The organism is Halobacillus hunanensis, from assembly GCF_900166655.1.
In the GTDB taxonomy this organism is placed as follows: Bacteria; Bacillota; Bacilli; order Bacillales; family Halobacillaceae; genus Halobacillus_A; species Halobacillus_A hunanensis.
Genome location: NZ_FVZB01000007.1, coordinates 322,888 through 337,077, shown reverse-complemented (window position 1 = coordinate 337,077; position 14,190 = coordinate 322,888). Strand labels below are relative to the sequence as shown.

The window sequence follows — 14,190 nt, the reverse complement described above, 5'->3', positions numbered from 1 at the left end:
GTTTATGACCTCTCCTTCCCCAGCTTAGACATAACATCGCATAATATTTTCCGTCGTATCATGGGAACTCATTTGTTCAGATACTTTACGAGCAAGAGCACTCCCGCTTACTACCACTCCGCCAGCTACCTTAAGGTCGGCTGTATGATATTTGTCCTGAAGCACGGCATGAACAGCTGCTTCTACCTCATCCGCTTCTTCACTCATTTGAAAAGAATGACGGAGCATCATAGCTGCTGACAAAATGGCAGCAAGCGGATTAGCTTTATCCTGACCGGCAATGTCTGGTGCTGAGCCATGGACGGGTTCATATAACCCAAGACCGTCCTGGCGAATACTTGCTGATGGCAGCATGCCAAGTGACCCTGTCAGTACGGAGGCTTCATCGCTTAAAATATCCCCAAACATATTTTCCGTAACCAATACGTCAAAATAGCCCGGATTTGTAATCAATTTCATCGCTGCAGCATCAACGAGCATGTGTTCTACTTCTACATCCGGATAGTCGTGTTTCTTCTCTTCCACGATTTCTCTCCACATTCGACTTGATTCCAGCACGTTCGCTTTATCGACTGAAGTCAGATGGCGGCGCCGAAGCTGTGCACTTTGAAAGGCTTGATCAACGATCCGCTCAATCTCAGCTCGTGTATAAGTTAAGGTGTCTACGACTTCTGTGTTCTGATTGCGGCGCTCCCGCGGTTCTCCGAAGTAAAGACCACCTGTTAACTCCCTTACAATTAGCAAATCACTGCCTTCCACAACCTCTCGCTTTAGAGGAGAAGCATGTAAAAGCGATGGGAACCCTTTGACCGGTCGAAGATTTGCAAACAATCCGAGCTGTTTACGAATTCCGAGCAATCCCTTCTCAGGGCGAAGGTGGCCAGGCAGATGATCCCATTTCGGTCCGCCCACTGCGCCAAGCATGATTCCATCTGCTTTACGGCAGGCAGCTAAAGTATCCTCAGGAAGAGGAGTTCCTTGATAATCAATCGCCGCTCCCCCAATGTCCTGTGTTTCAAACGTAAACGTATGACCAAACTGTTCTGCTGTTGTTTCCAGCACTCTCTTCGCTGCTTTTGTTACCTCCGGGCCAATACCGTCACCAGGCAATAGAACAATATGCTTTTTCATTTGCTTTCCCTCCTTATGCTTGAACTTTTTTTACTTGCTGTTCATTGGATTGCAGTGTACGATTGACGGCATTTAAAAAGGCGTGAGCTGAAGCTTCCAATACATCCTGTGCGGACCCGCGTCCTGATGTTGTGACATCGTTAACGGTCAGCTGCACGTATACTTCCGCAAGGGCGTCTCTCCCTTTGCCAATTGAACTGAGCTGGTAATCTTGCAAGTGCACTTCTTCATCAAGCAGTTCATCCAACGTGTTGTAGATCGCTTCAACACTGCCTTCACCTGTGCTCGCTTTCTCTGCTTCCTTGCCGTCAGGCCTCGTTAATAGGATCGTAGCCGTTGGCCGGTTGATACTGCCATATTGAACTTGAAAAGCTTTCAATTCATATTTCGCTACATCTTCACTTTCCGTCTGTTTATCGGTAAGAATCGCAAACAAATCCCCATCCGTCACTTCTTTCTTCTTGCCGGTCAAATCTTTAAACGAATGAAAAGCCTCTTTCAGTTTGCTGTCTGTCAATTGGAATCCTAGTGATTCTGCCTTTTGCTTAAAGGCGTGACGACCAGAATGTTTTCCGAGAACAAGGTTGTTGGAATCGATACCAACCATGTTAGGAGTGATAATTTCGTACGTCGTAGCTTCTTTCAATACGCCATCTTGGTGAATGCCTGATTCATGAGCGAAGGCATTGCGGCCGACGACTGCTTTGTTGCCCGGGATTTGCATACCGGTCAGCTTACTAACGAGATCACTCGTTCTTTTGATTTCCTTCAAGACCAATCCTGTGTGAAAATCATAGTGATCTTTCCGAATTTCAAGCGCTACAGATATTTCCTCAAGTGCCGCGTTTCCCGCGCGTTCACCAATTCCGTTGATCGTTCCTTCGATCTGTCCAGCTCCTGCTTCAATCGCTGACAGCGAGTTACTGACCGCCATGCCGAGATCATCGTGACAGTGAGCAGACAGCGTGACCTGGTCGATATTTTTCACATGCTCTTTTACATAATTGAAAAGTTTAGCGTATTCTACAGGAGTCGTATAGCCCACAGTATCCGGCAGGTTAATCACGTCTGCTCCCGCCTCGATCACTTTTTCGATAATGTGAACGAGAAAATCATAGTCAGAGCGTGTTGCATCTTCAGCTGACCACTGAACAAACGGGAATTTCTCTTTTGCATAGGCAACGGATTCTACCGCTGTTTGCACGACCTCATCTGGTGTTTTTTTCAACTTATGCGTCATATGAATCGGTGACGTAGCCAGAAAAATGTGAAGCCGTGGCTCAGCGCCTTCTTTCAGCGCTTCCCATGCTGTATCAATATCGCTTCTATACGATCGGGCAAGGGCAGTCACAGAACAGTTTCGAACCGTATTCGCTATTTCCCTGACTGCTTCAAAATCTTCCTGGGAGGAAGCGGGAAAGCCCGCCTCCATAATATCTACACCCAGTCGTTCCAATTGTTTAGCAATCTCAATCTTCTCTAAACGATTCAAGTTCACGCCGGCAGATTGTTCTCCATCTCTTAGCGTTGTATCGAATACATTAACGTGAGCCATGAGTGACCACTTCCTTTTCTTTTGATTGAGATTTCTTAACAAAAGGCATTAATTCACGTAACTCCTCCCCTACTTTCTCGATTTGGTGCTGGCTCTCGCGGGCATTCACGGCGTTAAATTCAGGACGATTTGCTTGGTTTTCAAGGATCCAGCCTTTCGCGAATTTACCGGATTGGATTTCATTCAGAACTTCCTTCATGCGAGCTTTTGTTTCTTCATTCACGACACGCGGCCCTGATACGAAGTCCCCCCACTGGGCTGTATCTGAGATAGAATAACGCATGCCTTCAAGTCCGCCTTCATACATGAGGTCAACGATCAGCTTCAACTCGTGCAGACATTCGAAGTAAGCCACTTCCGGTTGATAACCTGCTTCTGTCAGCGTTTCAAATCCAGATTTTACTAAGCTTGTAAGTCCACCGCATAGAACAGCTTGCTCTCCGAACAGATCCGTTTCCGTTTCTTCCTGGAACGTTGTTTCCAATACACCCGCACGACCGCTGCCGATTCCTTTTGAATACGCTAAAGCAACTTCGCGGGCTGAACCTGTCACATCTTGTTCGACACCGAATAATGAAGGAACTCCTGCTCCTTCTACAAATGTACGGCGAACAAGGTGTCCTGGTCCTTTAGGAGCAACGAGGAAAACATCCACGTTATCAGGAGCTACCACTTGATTGAAATGAACATTAAAGCCATGAGCAAAAGCTAAAGCTGATCCTGCTTTTAGATTTGGTTTGATCTGCTCTTCATACACTTTTGGCTGATGCTCATCAGGAAGCAGCACCATAACAACATCGGCTTCAGCTACTGCGTCTGCGACTGTTTTAACTTCTACTCCGTCTTCTACGGCCTGGTCCCATGATTTCCCTTTTCTCAATCCAACGACAACGTTATAACCGCTGTCTTTCAAATTCTGTGCGTGTGCGTGTCCTTGGGAACCGTATCCTACTACTGCAACCTTTTTGTTTTTTAGTACCTCATCTTTGATATCGTTGTGATAGTAAACTTGTGCCATTGTTCATTCATCCTTTCCAATTTTAATTTTTTGCCCCACAGGATGTGGGGTAGTTCGGTGTTGGCACAGGACGTGCCGGTCTTAACCGAACTTCCTATCTGTTCCCGCTCTTAGTCGAACTTCCTTATACGCGCTATCGCCTCGGCGCTCTCCGCCTGCGGGGTCTCACCTGTCCGCTTCTCCCTCAGGAGTCTCGCACCTTCCGCGCCAATCAACCTCTATATCATCGGTTTACTTTTCATAAACTCATCGATAAAACACCTTATTTCAATAATGAGTAAGACTTTATTTCTGCTACTTGCTTTTGGTGGCCCCGAGTGAAGGCGGTTAAGCCTGTTCTGGCTAATTCCTTGATGCCGTATGGCCGAAGCAAATCAATCAGCGCATCTACTTTGTCTGAGTTCCCTGTTACTTGAATCGTCGTATTTTCACGGCTAACATCGATCACCGTTGCCCTGAACGGTTCAATGATTCCCTGGATCTCACTGCGAACTTGCGGATTGCTGATGACCTTCACCATCGCCAGTTCGCGGGCGACGATTGCTTTATCAGTAATATCAGATACCTTTAAGACATCTACCTGTTTATTCAGCTGTTTCGTCAGCTGTTCAAGCTTTCGTTCATCCTCGATCTCCACTACAAAGGTCATTTTTGAAATGCCCTCCGTTTCGGTACGGCCTACCGAAATGCTTTCAATGTTAAACTGGCGTTTGGCAAGTAAGCCGGTTACACGGTTTAGCACACCGCTTCGATTGTGAACGATCGCTGTGACAATACGTTTCATCGTTTCACCCCGATCATTTCATGCAGCCCTTTTCCTGGTGCAATCATTGGATAGACATTTTCTTCTTGAATGACTCGGCAGTCAATAACGGCTGGATGAGGATCATTTAATACGGACGGTAGAACTTCCTCTACTTGTTCCCTTGAATCAAGTCGATAGCCCGGGATTTGATAACTTTCCGCCAATTTCACAAAATCTGGCTGCGTATCAATAATCGAATGGGAGTAACGTTTATCATAAAAACTCTCCTGCCATTGCCTTACCATCCCTAATGCCTGGTTATTGACAATGACCACTTTAACCGGCAGCTTTCTTTCCTGAAGAAGCGAAAGTTCCTGCAAGGTCATCTGAAATCCGCCATCTCCAACAACAGATACGACCTTCGCATTTGGATCGGCAATTTGTGCCCCGATCGCTGCCGGAAAGCCAAATCCCATTGTTCCAAGTCCGCCTGATGTGACCCAGCGATTAGGCTGATGAAAACTATAATATTGTGCCGCCCACATTTGATGCTGCCCAACGTCAGTTGTCACGATCGAGTCCCCGTTCGTATAGTCATGAACCTTTTTCATGAGCCACTGCGGTGCAATGTCGGAATCAAAGTCCTGATGCCACAGTGGGAATTCATTTTTATTGGACTGCGTCTTTTCGAGCCAATCACTGTGTTCAAGTTTTCCAGAAGGATGATGATTCAGAGCTGCTAATGCAGTCTTTGCATCCGATACAATCGGAATGTCGGTAGGGACGTTTTTACCAATTTCGGCTGGATCAATATCGACATGAGCGACTTTAGCGTGCGGAGCAAAATGCTGTAAATTCCCTGTCAGCCTGTCATCAAATCGTGCTCCGATATTGATGAGCAGATCACTTTCGTACAGCGCCATGTTCGCTGTGTATGTCCCGTGCATCCCGGCCATCCCGAGTGAGAGCCGGCTGCTGCCTGGAAAACTCCCTAATCCTAATAGCGTTGTCGTTATTGGCAGTTCATAAGCCTCGACGAATTTGCTGAGTTCCTCAGATCCACCTGCATGAATGACACCCGCTCCTGCCAAAACTACTGGCCTCTTCGCTTGCAGTAAGGCATCATGTAACTTTTTGATTTGCAGTGGGTTCGGATTAAGTGTCGGCTGATAGCCCGGTAAATGAAAGCTTGCATCCACTTTTGCTTCGTGAACCGTTGAAGAAATATCTTTTGGGATATCCACTACAACCGGTCCTGGACGTCCTGTTGTGGCAATATGAAATGCCTCTTTAACGACCCTTGGCAGCTCCTCAATGCGCTGAACCTGGTAGTTGTGCTTTGTAATCGGTGTTGTGATCCCCATCACATCCGATTCCTGAAAGGCATCGGTTCCGATCACTCCCTTGGCCACTTGCCCGGTGAAAATGACAACCGGCAGAGAATCCATCATTGCATCAGCAATTCCGGTAATTAAATTAGTAGCACCCGGACCTGAAGTACCGATTACAACTCCCGGACGCCCTGATACTCGTGCAAAGCCTTCAGCTGCATGAATTGCGCCCTGTTCGTGACGTGGCAAAATATGATCAAATGACTCTCCTGCCCGGTAGATCGCATCATAAACCGGGAGTACAGCTCCACCCGGATATCCAAATAACGTATCAACCCCCTGTTCGATTAGTGCCTCTACTAACAAATCTGCTCCCGTACGTGGTGCTGTCTTCACGTTGTGAGTTGCTTCAGCCTTCATAGATTTTTAATCCCTCCTAAAAAGTAATAGTGTTGATCACTTTAGCTATAAAAAAAGACCTTTTCCTCCCTCTTCTCTTCTACACAGATTGGTAGAGAGAAAGAGGGGTGAAAAGGTCTTCTTGTTATTCCACGGTACCACCCTCATTCGCGTACAATCGTACGCCTTAAGGAGCTTATCGTTTTCAAGCTCGCATTTTGATAACAGGTGTGTTTTTAACACCTGGTCCCACCTACTTAACGAAATCGTTCAGTCGGGACACTCAAGGATGATGTCAGAATAAGCAGCAATTCCGGGCTTCCAGCAACCCCGGCTCTCTGGGAAAGCTTGATCTTATTCCTTTATTCCTGTCTTCGAGTTTTTGGATTCAGTTGTTTTTCGTTTCTAGCTTACTTGCTCTTTATTTTTAGACGGGTAAACTTGAACGCCATCAGTCGTCGTAATTTTTCTAAACTCAGATAGTAAATGGCTCGTAACGACTCCAGGCTTTCCGTCACCCACTTTTCGCTGATCCACTTCTACGACTGCAATCACTTCAGCAGCCGTGCCTGTTAAAAAGACTTCATCAGCCACATAAACATCGTGCCTTGTGAACGGTTCCTGCTTCATTTTATAACCTTTTTGCTCTGCAAGATCGATAATCGCATTGCGAGTGATGCCTTCCAACGCTCCAAGGTACACCGGAGGAGTGTAGATCGTGCCATTCTTGACAATAAAAATGTTATCTGCCGAACCCTCCGTAACATATCCTTGATCGTTCATCATAAGCGCTTCATCCACACCTACTTGATTGGCTTCCATTTTCACCAGAATATTATTTAAATAATTTAATGATTTCACTTGGGGAGGCAGGATATCTGGTCTGTTTCTGCGGCTTGATGCAGAAGCCAGACGAACTCCCCGCTCATATAATTCTTTAGGAAATAAAGCAAGTGCTTCGGCAATGACAACCACTCGTGGCTCAGCACAACTCGTCGGGTCAAGCCCGAGGTTGCCGGCGCCTCTAGAGACAACCACACGAATGTACGCCGTTTCCAGTTGATTCTTGCGGACAGTTTCAGCAATAATCTGCTCCAGTTCCTCCTTTTCATATGGAATGTGAAGCATAACGGACTTTGCTGAATCATAGAGACGATTTAGATGCTCTTCCAGTTTAAAAATGTTGCCGTCATAGACACGAATACCTTCAAACACCCCATCTCCATAGAGAAAACCATGGTCATAAACTGACACAACGGCTTCACTTTTGTCGACGTATTCGCCACTTAAATAAATCCACTGGCTGCTCATTCAAAGCACTCCTTTCTTTAATAGTTTAATGTTTAAAATGGGCAAAGATAGTAATTAATATGGGGGACCCTGTGTAAGAATTTCCTACATTTGTCAGGGTCCGGGGTCGGTCTTCCACATGAATCAACTAGGCGCAATCTTTTGAAAGCGATGAAGTTGATTGAGGACTACTTTAACTCCATTTTCGCAGAAGGTCAACAGGTTTTTTAAAAGTTTTCTGAACTATTAGATTATTCGATTATTAAGTTAAGCGTTTACATCCAAGCTATGAAAAGGATTCCGAACTATTTATTGTTTGAGTTTTTTTCTTATTTATCTCAAAAACCCAATTTGTTTCTTTCATCCTTTACCATGATACTACCCATCACGACTGGGCTTATCCTTCTTTTTTTGTCACAAAAATGTCACACGCTTGCTAAACGTGTGACTATGACTCTGTATCGCTATCTTTTTTTGAAAAACCTTCACGTTTCTTAACCATCTCAAACAGTCCAGTTCCGGATAACCCAGCTCCGACACCTGCCCAAATTCTGAGCATAAGGCTCATATCTGTGAATGGAAATGCCGCGATCCCGGCTAGTAAACCAATCCCCACACTTAATAGCGGGATATATTTTTTTGGAATCCGAAACGCTTTTTTCACTACTTCAATGACGCCAAAAACGAATGGACTAATCACTGTCGTGAAAAGGAGAACCTGCTGCATAATTTCATTTTCCATGGTTCAATCCCTCTTGTTCATGAATGTCAGGAAGTGTATGATTCCTGCCCTTATGTCTATTCTATTCCTGCTCCACAGTTGAGGAACCTCCATTTAACCTATCTCTGTCTCCCCATAATAAATTTTCTCATCAAGGCAACACTATAGGTAAATCAAATGATTTGAGGTGTTAGGATGGCACGTAAAAAAAGACAATACACTGATTTCTCAAATGTGGAAACACAGCGTAACTTTTTGACGTCTGAAGAGTTTGTGGAAGGACCTTATGGAGCGCCGGTTAATGACAAAGCACCGGTTGAAAATAAGGAAACACCATGGGAAGGTGATCAGCAGTTTTATAGCGCCTTCACCTACGAAAACCGCAACTTGCACCAGAACTTGCCGCGGCAGGTACCCGGGGCGCACCCAACGCACGACGAAAAAGGCAAAGATACAGAACAGCCTTACGAAGATGCCCCGAATGCTCCAAACACTTAAATCATGATGATTTACAAAGAGGGTCGAAAGCCCTCTTACATAATTTACTTTGATTGATTCGTCTGCTTGTCTTTATTCTTTTTCCAGGGAGGGTCCCCATGTTGATGGATAGCTTGATTCACTTTATATACAGCCATTGGGACTGCAAAAGAAAGCGCCGTGCAAATAATGATCATTGTGGTTGGGAACCGGCCTACTATATTATCCCACATATACACTCTCCTCCACTTCAGTTACTCCTCTGTATCAATTACAGCGCCTTCACTTCTTACGACTGTGTCTGTTTGAATAGAAATGGTACTTTGAGAAAAATAATTTTTTCCTGAATCCCAATCCTCCTTGATTGACATCCACAATTGATAATCAGCCTTCTTTACATAACGGGCAAAATCGAACACATCAACTTGTAAATCCTCATGAAGCTTTTCTAACGTGACAGTTGCCAGCCGCTCAAGCTCCTTTTCTACTTTTTTCTCTACTTTAGAAACATTAGCAGGATCCCTGTAATCGATGTTTGCAAATGATTCTGCGATCTTTCCTTCTGTTTCAATCTTTACGTTAAACTTAATATCATCTTTCCCCTTTATTTTTGGCACAATACTTGACTTAGCACGTCTAATCTCGTAAACAACCGATTCTCCTTTTATCTCAACCGTGATCGCCCCTCCTTGAACCTCTCCCTTAATTAGATTCAGTCCCTTGGTCTCCTCGTTGCTAAGAATATCCACCATTCTTTCGGAGGGTCCATGATACACGGCCATCCGATTGATTTGAGGCTTTTTTTTACCCTGCGAAGACATGGTTATGAGAGGGATAGCTACACTTCTTCCGATTAGCAGATATTCATGCACCTCCCCAATTTGTAACGGAGGAGCAATCGCGATATTTTTACGTGCGTTTTCTGCAATGGAAACAATGTGGGCAACCGGCAGTTTTGCAGTAGGAGATTTAAATTGCAGCACACCTTTAGCTTGATCAGCGGCAATCAATACCTTCACGGTTCTCCGCATTTCATGATCGCGGAGGAAGATGTCTAATATATTAGTAAACGCATGGGGAATTTTCGCCACTTCGCTTGAAATAATAACCAGTTGGTTGTGCCCGAGATAGGGCGTTCGGCTCGTTTCAGATGCCATATTTCTCGTGATGTCAAACATGGTGCTGCCCCGAGCAGTCACGTTAAAAAAAGGCTTCTGCTGTCCGCTCTGCCCCTGGGCTTTCCCTCCTCCTAAACCTCCAGGTGCTACGATTTGATAGGTTAAGGCAAACGAAGGATCTCCATTTGATGGAGCATCTGCCAGGTCAATCGCTGCACCAAGGACAAAACCGCGCTGCTCAATCTGAACTTGATCCCAGCATCCAGTGAGGAATAGGAGGGATAGACTAGCTAGAATGATATAAGATATTCTTTTACCCATCTCCTCTTATCCCCCTAAACTTAGCCAGGATTATTAATAATGCCGGAATAATAATCGACACACAAATGCCCGCATATCCAAGACCCTCGCTTACTTTAGCAAGCTGGAGACGGTTTTGCGGCAGCATACCCATCAAGTAAATAACAGGTGCCAAAATAAGAACCAACTTTATTTTTTTCACTTTTTTAAAAATAGAGTTTATGGCCATCACGGAAATATCAAAGAAGACTATGGAGGTCGTAAAAAGCGCCATTACCCATATGGTAAAAAATATAATCTCCATTCGTTCAAAAAAGCCACCTGGGACCTCAACCACTTTTGCTAGTTCATTGGTAGGGTAAGTGAGGTTTGCTGTTACAACGTTCGACATTACTCCAATAGCCGCTAAATAAAGAAGCACATATAAAATAATCGGTACGCACATGCCGATCATACCCGCCTTAACGGCTTTTTTCGGCTTATTCATTAATCCCGTATAAAATAACAGAACTCCCCACCCCATAAAAGAAAGCAGAGTAGATTTTGTTCCTTGCAAGTATCCCTTCCAATCTGTTTTAAAAAGGGGCAGGATATGGTTCACTTCAATCAACGGAAGTGTCATCAGTAAAACAATACATAATATGCCAATGATGATAGGGAGAAAAAGTTGATGCAATCGAAATAGGGCCACCCTGGAACCTGCAACTGCATACGTGACCACAAGTAAAAAAACAAAAGATAATACCTCTTTGGGGGTCGAAGCGAATAAGTATTGTTGCGATAAAGTTGCAACGAATCGAATTTCATAAGAGGCAAAAACCATGAAGTATAGTGCTATACATGCTGTTAGAACAAAGGCAAGCGGTTTAGAAACGAGTACAGAACTATACTCTAGAAATGATTGCTTCGGAAAGCGCGACGCCAATTTTGCCACTACCCAGGTGAACAGAACCGCTATCCCACCTCCCGCGAAGATAGGCAGCCACCCATCGGCAGATACCGTCCCTTCCGCCAAAACGCGCGGAAGGGATAGAATGCCGGCACCAATCACAACGGAGGGGATCACATATCCGATTTCACTATTACCTATTTCTTCATCGGCGTATTCAAACGACTTCATGATTTACCCTCCTTGTCGATCCGTGTATCATCTTCTGTCTGCATGAACTTAGGACGTTTAGTCATCATTGGAATCGGAAAGCGTAACACCAAGTCTTTCCAATCTGATTTAAATCCAGGAGCAAACGGTGTTGTATAAGGAATTCCGAAACTTTTTAAATTGACAATGTGAATATTGATAAGAATGTAAGCAAGAATAATCCCATAAAGACCGAGAAAGGCTGCTGCAATCATGAATCCAAAACGCAGCATCCGAATGGAAATCGCAAAACTATAACTGGGCAGTGAGAATGAAGCTATCGCCGTAACAGCCACAATAATGACCATAACCGGACTTACGATACCAGCGGATACAGCCGCTTCTCCAATGACCAAACCACCTACAATTCCAATTGTTTGACCGATAGGCTTAGGCAAACGGATCCCGGCTTCACGAAGAAGTTCCATCGTAATTTCCATTAAAAAGGCTTCGATTACAGCAGGAAACGGGAGTCCTTCCCTTGTCGCCGCAATCGAAAAAGCCAGTTTTGACGGAATCAGCCCTGGATGATAAGAAACGAGTGCAATATACAAAGCAGGTAAAAAAACAGCAAGAAACGCAGCAAAATACCTTAACGTACGGAGCAAACTCCCGATCATCCAGCGTTCATAATAGTCCTCGGGGGAATGCATCATAGCCCCAAATGTAGCGGGGGCAATTAGAACAAATGGCGTCCCATCTAGCAGGATCGCCACCTTCCCCTCCGTCAGCGCCGTAGCCACCTTGTCCGGCCGCTCCGTATTATGCATCTGTGGAAAAGGTGATAAAAAACTATCTTCAATCCATTCCTCGATATAACCTGACTCCGGAGCATCATCTAAATCAATGGTCTCAAGCCTTCTGTTAACCTCTTTGATTAGCTCCGGATGAACGATACCATCTACAAAAGCAACCGTTAAATTATTCTTTGAGCGTCGTCCAATTTGATGTGATTTAAACCGTAAATTTGCATCCCGAATACGACGGCGGATCAGCATCGTATTCGTCCGGATGTTTTCCGTGAATGCATCTCTTGGTCCACGGATTGTCCCTTCGGAAACAGGCTGTTCGATGCTTCTGTCTTCCCATCCTTTTGTATCGATAATTAATAACTCGTCCGTCCCATCAACGAAAAGCGCTGTTTCACCTGATAAAATAGCTAGTGATGCATCGTCGAGTGTCGTGACTTTTTTTACGCTGGCACTTGAAATGACATGATACGACAAACGATCTAATAAAGCTGTTTCTGCTTCCTCAAACCCTTTCCCAATTTCATCGGCTCCACTTTGGATATTTTTCATAATACTTTCATTTATTACTTTCGTATCGGTTAGACCGTCTATATAAATAATGGCACAAGCAGGACCCGTTTCCCCGATAACAAAAGGTCTGGTTAGCAGATCGCCTGGCTGATCCAGCATTTTCTTAATATTGATGATGTTCTCTTCCAAACTCGTTGATAATTCAATGGAGAAGTCCTCTCGCTTTGAATAATCTTGCTCTTTTTTCTTATTTCTTTTAGATGATTTAAAATACACGGACAATCCCCCTCACATAATAGAATTGTTGACCTACTATATAAGTTTTATACCTCAAGGATCTGTCCATGATCGACTATTTTCGCATCTTGAACCCGAGTGATGGTATAACCCTCTGTAACCGGGAACCCTAAAGTTGTACTTTTCAACTAAGATAGGAGCAATTATGGATGAAATTCATCTATCTGACCACCGAGCTTTTGATAGGGTTTGTTCTGCTTTTTATCATCGTGAAGTTTGTCGGTAAGAAAATTATTAGTCAAATTACTCCCTTTACCTTTATCGCATCGATTGTGTTGGGCGAGTTATTGGGAAACGCCCTCTACGATCATAAAATTGGCGTCCTCTATATTATCTACTCTGTGAGCCTGTGGGGGGTGTTATTATTTCTGGTAGAATACCTTGGGCAAAAGTTTCTGCCCTTTCGAGGTGTTTCTGAAGGAAAACCGTCTGCCTTAATAAAAAATGGAGTTGTAGATCGGGAGGAATTAAAGAAAAATCGTATGAACTTGAATCAACTGCAGAGCTTGCTCAGACAAAGCGAAACCTTCTCCATCCGGGAAGTGGCTTTTTGTTATTTAGAAGCAAACGGGTCCATCAGTATCCTGAAAAAAACGAAGTATCAAAAAACAACACAGGAGGACTTCAATATGCCCATCGCCTCTGTCCATGTCCCTGTCACCCTGATCCGGGATGGGAAAGTACTACGGGATGAACTTGCTGATTTAGGCGTTGATGAAGCCTGGTTACAAAAGCAGCTTAACGTCCAGGGTATTTCCCATCCCCAAACGGTTTTCATAGCCGAGTGGCTGAAAGATGATGGGTTATTTGTGCAAACGTACGAATAAATCTTCACTTACCTTATACCAGTACAACCTCATAAATTTGCTCAAACTCCATCGTTATGCGTTCATGGCTGGTGCTCATGCAGGACAGCTTTTTTCTATGAGGGTCCAGATGCAATACTTTTGCTTTCCTATAGCTATAATTAAATCCATTGTAATAAGTGATCCTGACGAGTAACCCTTCTTGGACTGCACGCTGAAGGGCCAGCTCATTCTCCTCAGCCTGCTGTTCATCGATCACCTTCTTCGGAACGCCTTCATCTTCCTGCCAGACTTCTTTAATAAGTTCCACGTGTTCCGGCAGCATTAACGACGTCCATTTGATTGTCCCTCTATCTCGATTTCGATCTTCCATTATTGTGCCTCCAATCGTCTTCGCCGCAGCATTAAAGGGGTTAGAGACAATATCCTTGCTTTTTTAAACATTCGTACTTTCCTCCGCGAATAACAATAAGTAAGAATGTCCTCCTCCCTGACCTCAAGAACTCTGATGGTTCTTTGTGACATATAGCCGTCTGCATCCAAATAAATCATTTCCAGCTTTTGTTTTTGTTCCATTGCACGAATTAATAACCCTTCCATCT

15 protein-coding genes are annotated in these 14,190 nt (G+C 44.4%); 2 read left to right on the top strand and 13 right to left on the bottom strand.

What is annotated here, in order from left to right; genetic code table 11:
* Positions 1–24 precede the first annotated feature (24 nt).
* The 7 genes from leuB to B5354_RS14270 all read right to left on the bottom strand — a co-directional run bounded on the left by leuB (position 25) and on the right by B5354_RS14270 (position 8,211).
* Positions 25–1,131: a 3-isopropylmalate dehydrogenase gene (gene leuB / locus B5354_RS14300; RefSeq protein ID WP_079529487.1), complete on the bottom strand. Its 1,107-nt coding sequence runs from the start codon at positions 1,129–1,131 to the stop codon at positions 25–27.
* A gap of 13 nt (positions 1,132–1,144) precedes the next feature.
* Positions 1,145–2,686, bottom strand: a complete 1,542-nt coding sequence (locus tag B5354_RS14295; protein ID WP_079529486.1) for a 2-isopropylmalate synthase — start codon at positions 2,684–2,686, stop codon at positions 1,145–1,147.
* The gene (gene ilvC / locus B5354_RS14290) at positions 2,673–3,704 is read right to left on the bottom strand and encodes a ketol-acid reductoisomerase (RefSeq protein ID WP_079529485.1); all 1,032 of its coding nucleotides are present in this window, start codon (positions 3,702–3,704) and stop codon (positions 2,673–2,675) included. The genes B5354_RS14295 and ilvC overlap by 14 nt, the downstream gene beginning before the upstream one ends.
* 262 nt (positions 3,705–3,966) lie before the next feature.
* Positions 3,967–4,488, bottom strand: a complete 522-nt coding sequence (ilvN, locus tag B5354_RS14285; RefSeq protein WP_079529484.1) for an acetolactate synthase small subunit — start codon at positions 4,486–4,488, stop codon at positions 3,967–3,969.
* Positions 4,485–6,200 (bottom strand): biosynthetic-type acetolactate synthase large subunit, encoded by a 1,716-nt coding sequence (ilvB, locus tag B5354_RS14280; RefSeq protein WP_079529483.1) that lies wholly within the window; start codon positions 6,198–6,200, stop codon positions 4,485–4,487. The genes ilvN and ilvB overlap by 4 nt, the downstream gene beginning before the upstream one ends.
* Positions 6,201–6,584: 384 nt before the next feature.
* Positions 6,585–7,490 carry a branched-chain-amino-acid transaminase gene (gene ilvE, locus B5354_RS14275; protein WP_079529482.1) on the bottom strand — a complete coding sequence of 302 codons (906 nt, stop codon included), beginning with the start codon at positions 7,488–7,490 and terminating at the stop codon, positions 6,585–6,587.
* A gap of 427 nt (positions 7,491–7,917) precedes the next feature.
* On the bottom strand, positions 7,918–8,211 hold the full coding sequence (locus B5354_RS14270) for a holin (RefSeq protein WP_245804799.1): 294 nt from the start codon (positions 8,209–8,211) through the stop codon (positions 7,918–7,920).
* A gap of 174 nt (positions 8,212–8,385) precedes the next feature.
* Here B5354_RS14270 and B5354_RS14265 point away from each other — a divergent pair, with 174 nt between their 5' ends.
* Entirely contained in the window at positions 8,386–8,688 is a 303-nt protein-coding gene (locus B5354_RS14265; protein ID WP_079529481.1) for a hypothetical protein, read from the top strand.
* A 44-nt stretch (positions 8,689–8,732) separates the two neighbouring features.
* Here B5354_RS14265 and B5354_RS20535 read toward each other — a convergent pair whose 3' ends face one another.
* The 4 genes from B5354_RS20535 to B5354_RS14250 are packed head-to-tail and all read right to left on the bottom strand — an operon-like array spanning position 8,733 to position 12,761.
* Positions 8,733–8,900 (bottom strand): hypothetical protein, encoded by a 168-nt coding sequence (locus tag B5354_RS20535; RefSeq protein WP_176142499.1) that lies wholly within the window; start codon positions 8,898–8,900, stop codon positions 8,733–8,735.
* Between the two features lie 21 nt (positions 8,901–8,921).
* On the bottom strand, positions 8,922–10,106 hold the full coding sequence (locus B5354_RS14260; protein ID WP_079529480.1) for a Ger(x)C family spore germination protein: 1,185 nt from the start codon (positions 10,104–10,106) through the stop codon (positions 8,922–8,924).
* Positions 10,099–11,205, bottom strand: coding sequence for a GerAB/ArcD/ProY family transporter (locus B5354_RS14255; protein ID WP_079529479.1), 1,107 nt, complete (start codon positions 11,203–11,205; stop codon positions 10,099–10,101). Before B5354_RS14255 ends, B5354_RS14260 begins: the two co-directional genes overlap by 8 nt.
* Positions 11,202–12,761 carry a spore germination protein gene (locus tag B5354_RS14250; protein WP_079529478.1) on the bottom strand — a complete coding sequence of 520 codons (1,560 nt, stop codon included), beginning with the start codon at positions 12,759–12,761 and terminating at the stop codon, positions 11,202–11,204. The genes B5354_RS14255 and B5354_RS14250 overlap by 4 nt, the downstream gene beginning before the upstream one ends.
* A gap of 170 nt (positions 12,762–12,931) precedes the next feature.
* Between B5354_RS14250 and B5354_RS14245 the strand changes: the two genes are divergently transcribed.
* The gene (locus B5354_RS14245; protein WP_079529477.1) at positions 12,932–13,609 is read left to right on the top strand and encodes a DUF421 domain-containing protein; all 678 of its coding nucleotides are present in this window, start codon (positions 12,932–12,934) and stop codon (positions 13,607–13,609) included.
* 13 nt (positions 13,610–13,622) lie between these two features.
* On the opposite strand, the gene B5354_RS14240 is transcribed toward B5354_RS14245, so the two are convergent.
* Both B5354_RS14240 and B5354_RS14235 read right to left on the bottom strand, forming a co-directional pair.
* Positions 13,623–13,961, bottom strand: a complete 339-nt coding sequence (locus B5354_RS14240) for a YolD-like family protein (RefSeq protein WP_079529476.1) — start codon at positions 13,959–13,961, stop codon at positions 13,623–13,625.
* A complete protein-coding gene (locus B5354_RS14235) occupies positions 13,961–14,188 on the bottom strand; it encodes a hypothetical protein (protein ID WP_079529475.1) in 228 nt (75 codons plus the stop codon). Before B5354_RS14235 ends, B5354_RS14240 begins: the two co-directional genes overlap by 1 nt.
* Positions 14,189–14,190: the final 2 nt, after the last annotated feature.

What these genes read in the sequence shown, in the direction of transcription:
- B5354_RS20535 (WP_176142499.1), bottom strand. Translation starts at nt 8,900, where the DNA reads ATGTGGGATAATATAGTAGGCCGGTTCCCAACCACAATGATCATTATT.
- B5354_RS14235 (WP_079529475.1), bottom strand. Translation starts at nt 14,188, where the DNA reads ATGGAAGGGTTATTAATTCGTGCAATGGAACAAAAACAAAAGCTGGAA.
- B5354_RS14260 (WP_079529480.1), bottom strand. Translation starts at nt 10,106, where the DNA reads ATGGGTAAAAGAATATCTTATATCATTCTAGCTAGTCTATCCCTCCTA.
- ilvE (WP_079529482.1), bottom strand. Translation starts at nt 7,490, where the DNA reads ATGAGCAGCCAGTGGATTTATTTAAGTGGCGAATACGTCGACAAAAGT.
- ilvB (WP_079529483.1), bottom strand. Translation starts at nt 6,200, where the DNA reads ATGAAGGCTGAAGCAACTCACAACGTGAAGACAGCACCACGTACGGGA.
- ilvN (WP_079529484.1), bottom strand. Translation starts at nt 4,488, where the DNA reads ATGAAACGTATTGTCACAGCGATCGTTCACAATCGAAGCGGTGTGCTA.
- B5354_RS14240 (WP_079529476.1), bottom strand. Translation starts at nt 13,961, where the DNA reads ATGGAAGATCGAAATCGAGATAGAGGGACAATCAAATGGACGTCGTTA.
- B5354_RS14245 (WP_079529477.1), top strand. Translation starts at nt 12,932, where the DNA reads ATGAAATTCATCTATCTGACCACCGAGCTTTTGATAGGGTTTGTTCTG.
- B5354_RS14295 (WP_079529486.1), bottom strand. Translation starts at nt 2,686, where the DNA reads ATGGCTCACGTTAATGTATTCGATACAACGCTAAGAGATGGAGAACAA.
- leuB (WP_079529487.1), bottom strand. Translation starts at nt 1,131, where the DNA reads ATGAAAAAGCATATTGTTCTATTGCCTGGTGACGGTATTGGCCCGGAG.
- B5354_RS14270 (WP_245804799.1), bottom strand. Translation starts at nt 8,211, where the DNA reads ATGGAAAATGAAATTATGCAGCAGGTTCTCCTTTTCACGACAGTGATT.
- B5354_RS14265 (WP_079529481.1), top strand. Translation starts at nt 8,386, where the DNA reads ATGGCACGTAAAAAAAGACAATACACTGATTTCTCAAATGTGGAAACA.
- B5354_RS14255 (WP_079529479.1), bottom strand. Translation starts at nt 11,205, where the DNA reads ATGAAGTCGTTTGAATACGCCGATGAAGAAATAGGTAATAGTGAAATC.
- ilvC (WP_079529485.1), bottom strand. Translation starts at nt 3,704, where the DNA reads ATGGCACAAGTTTACTATCACAACGATATCAAAGATGAGGTACTAAAA.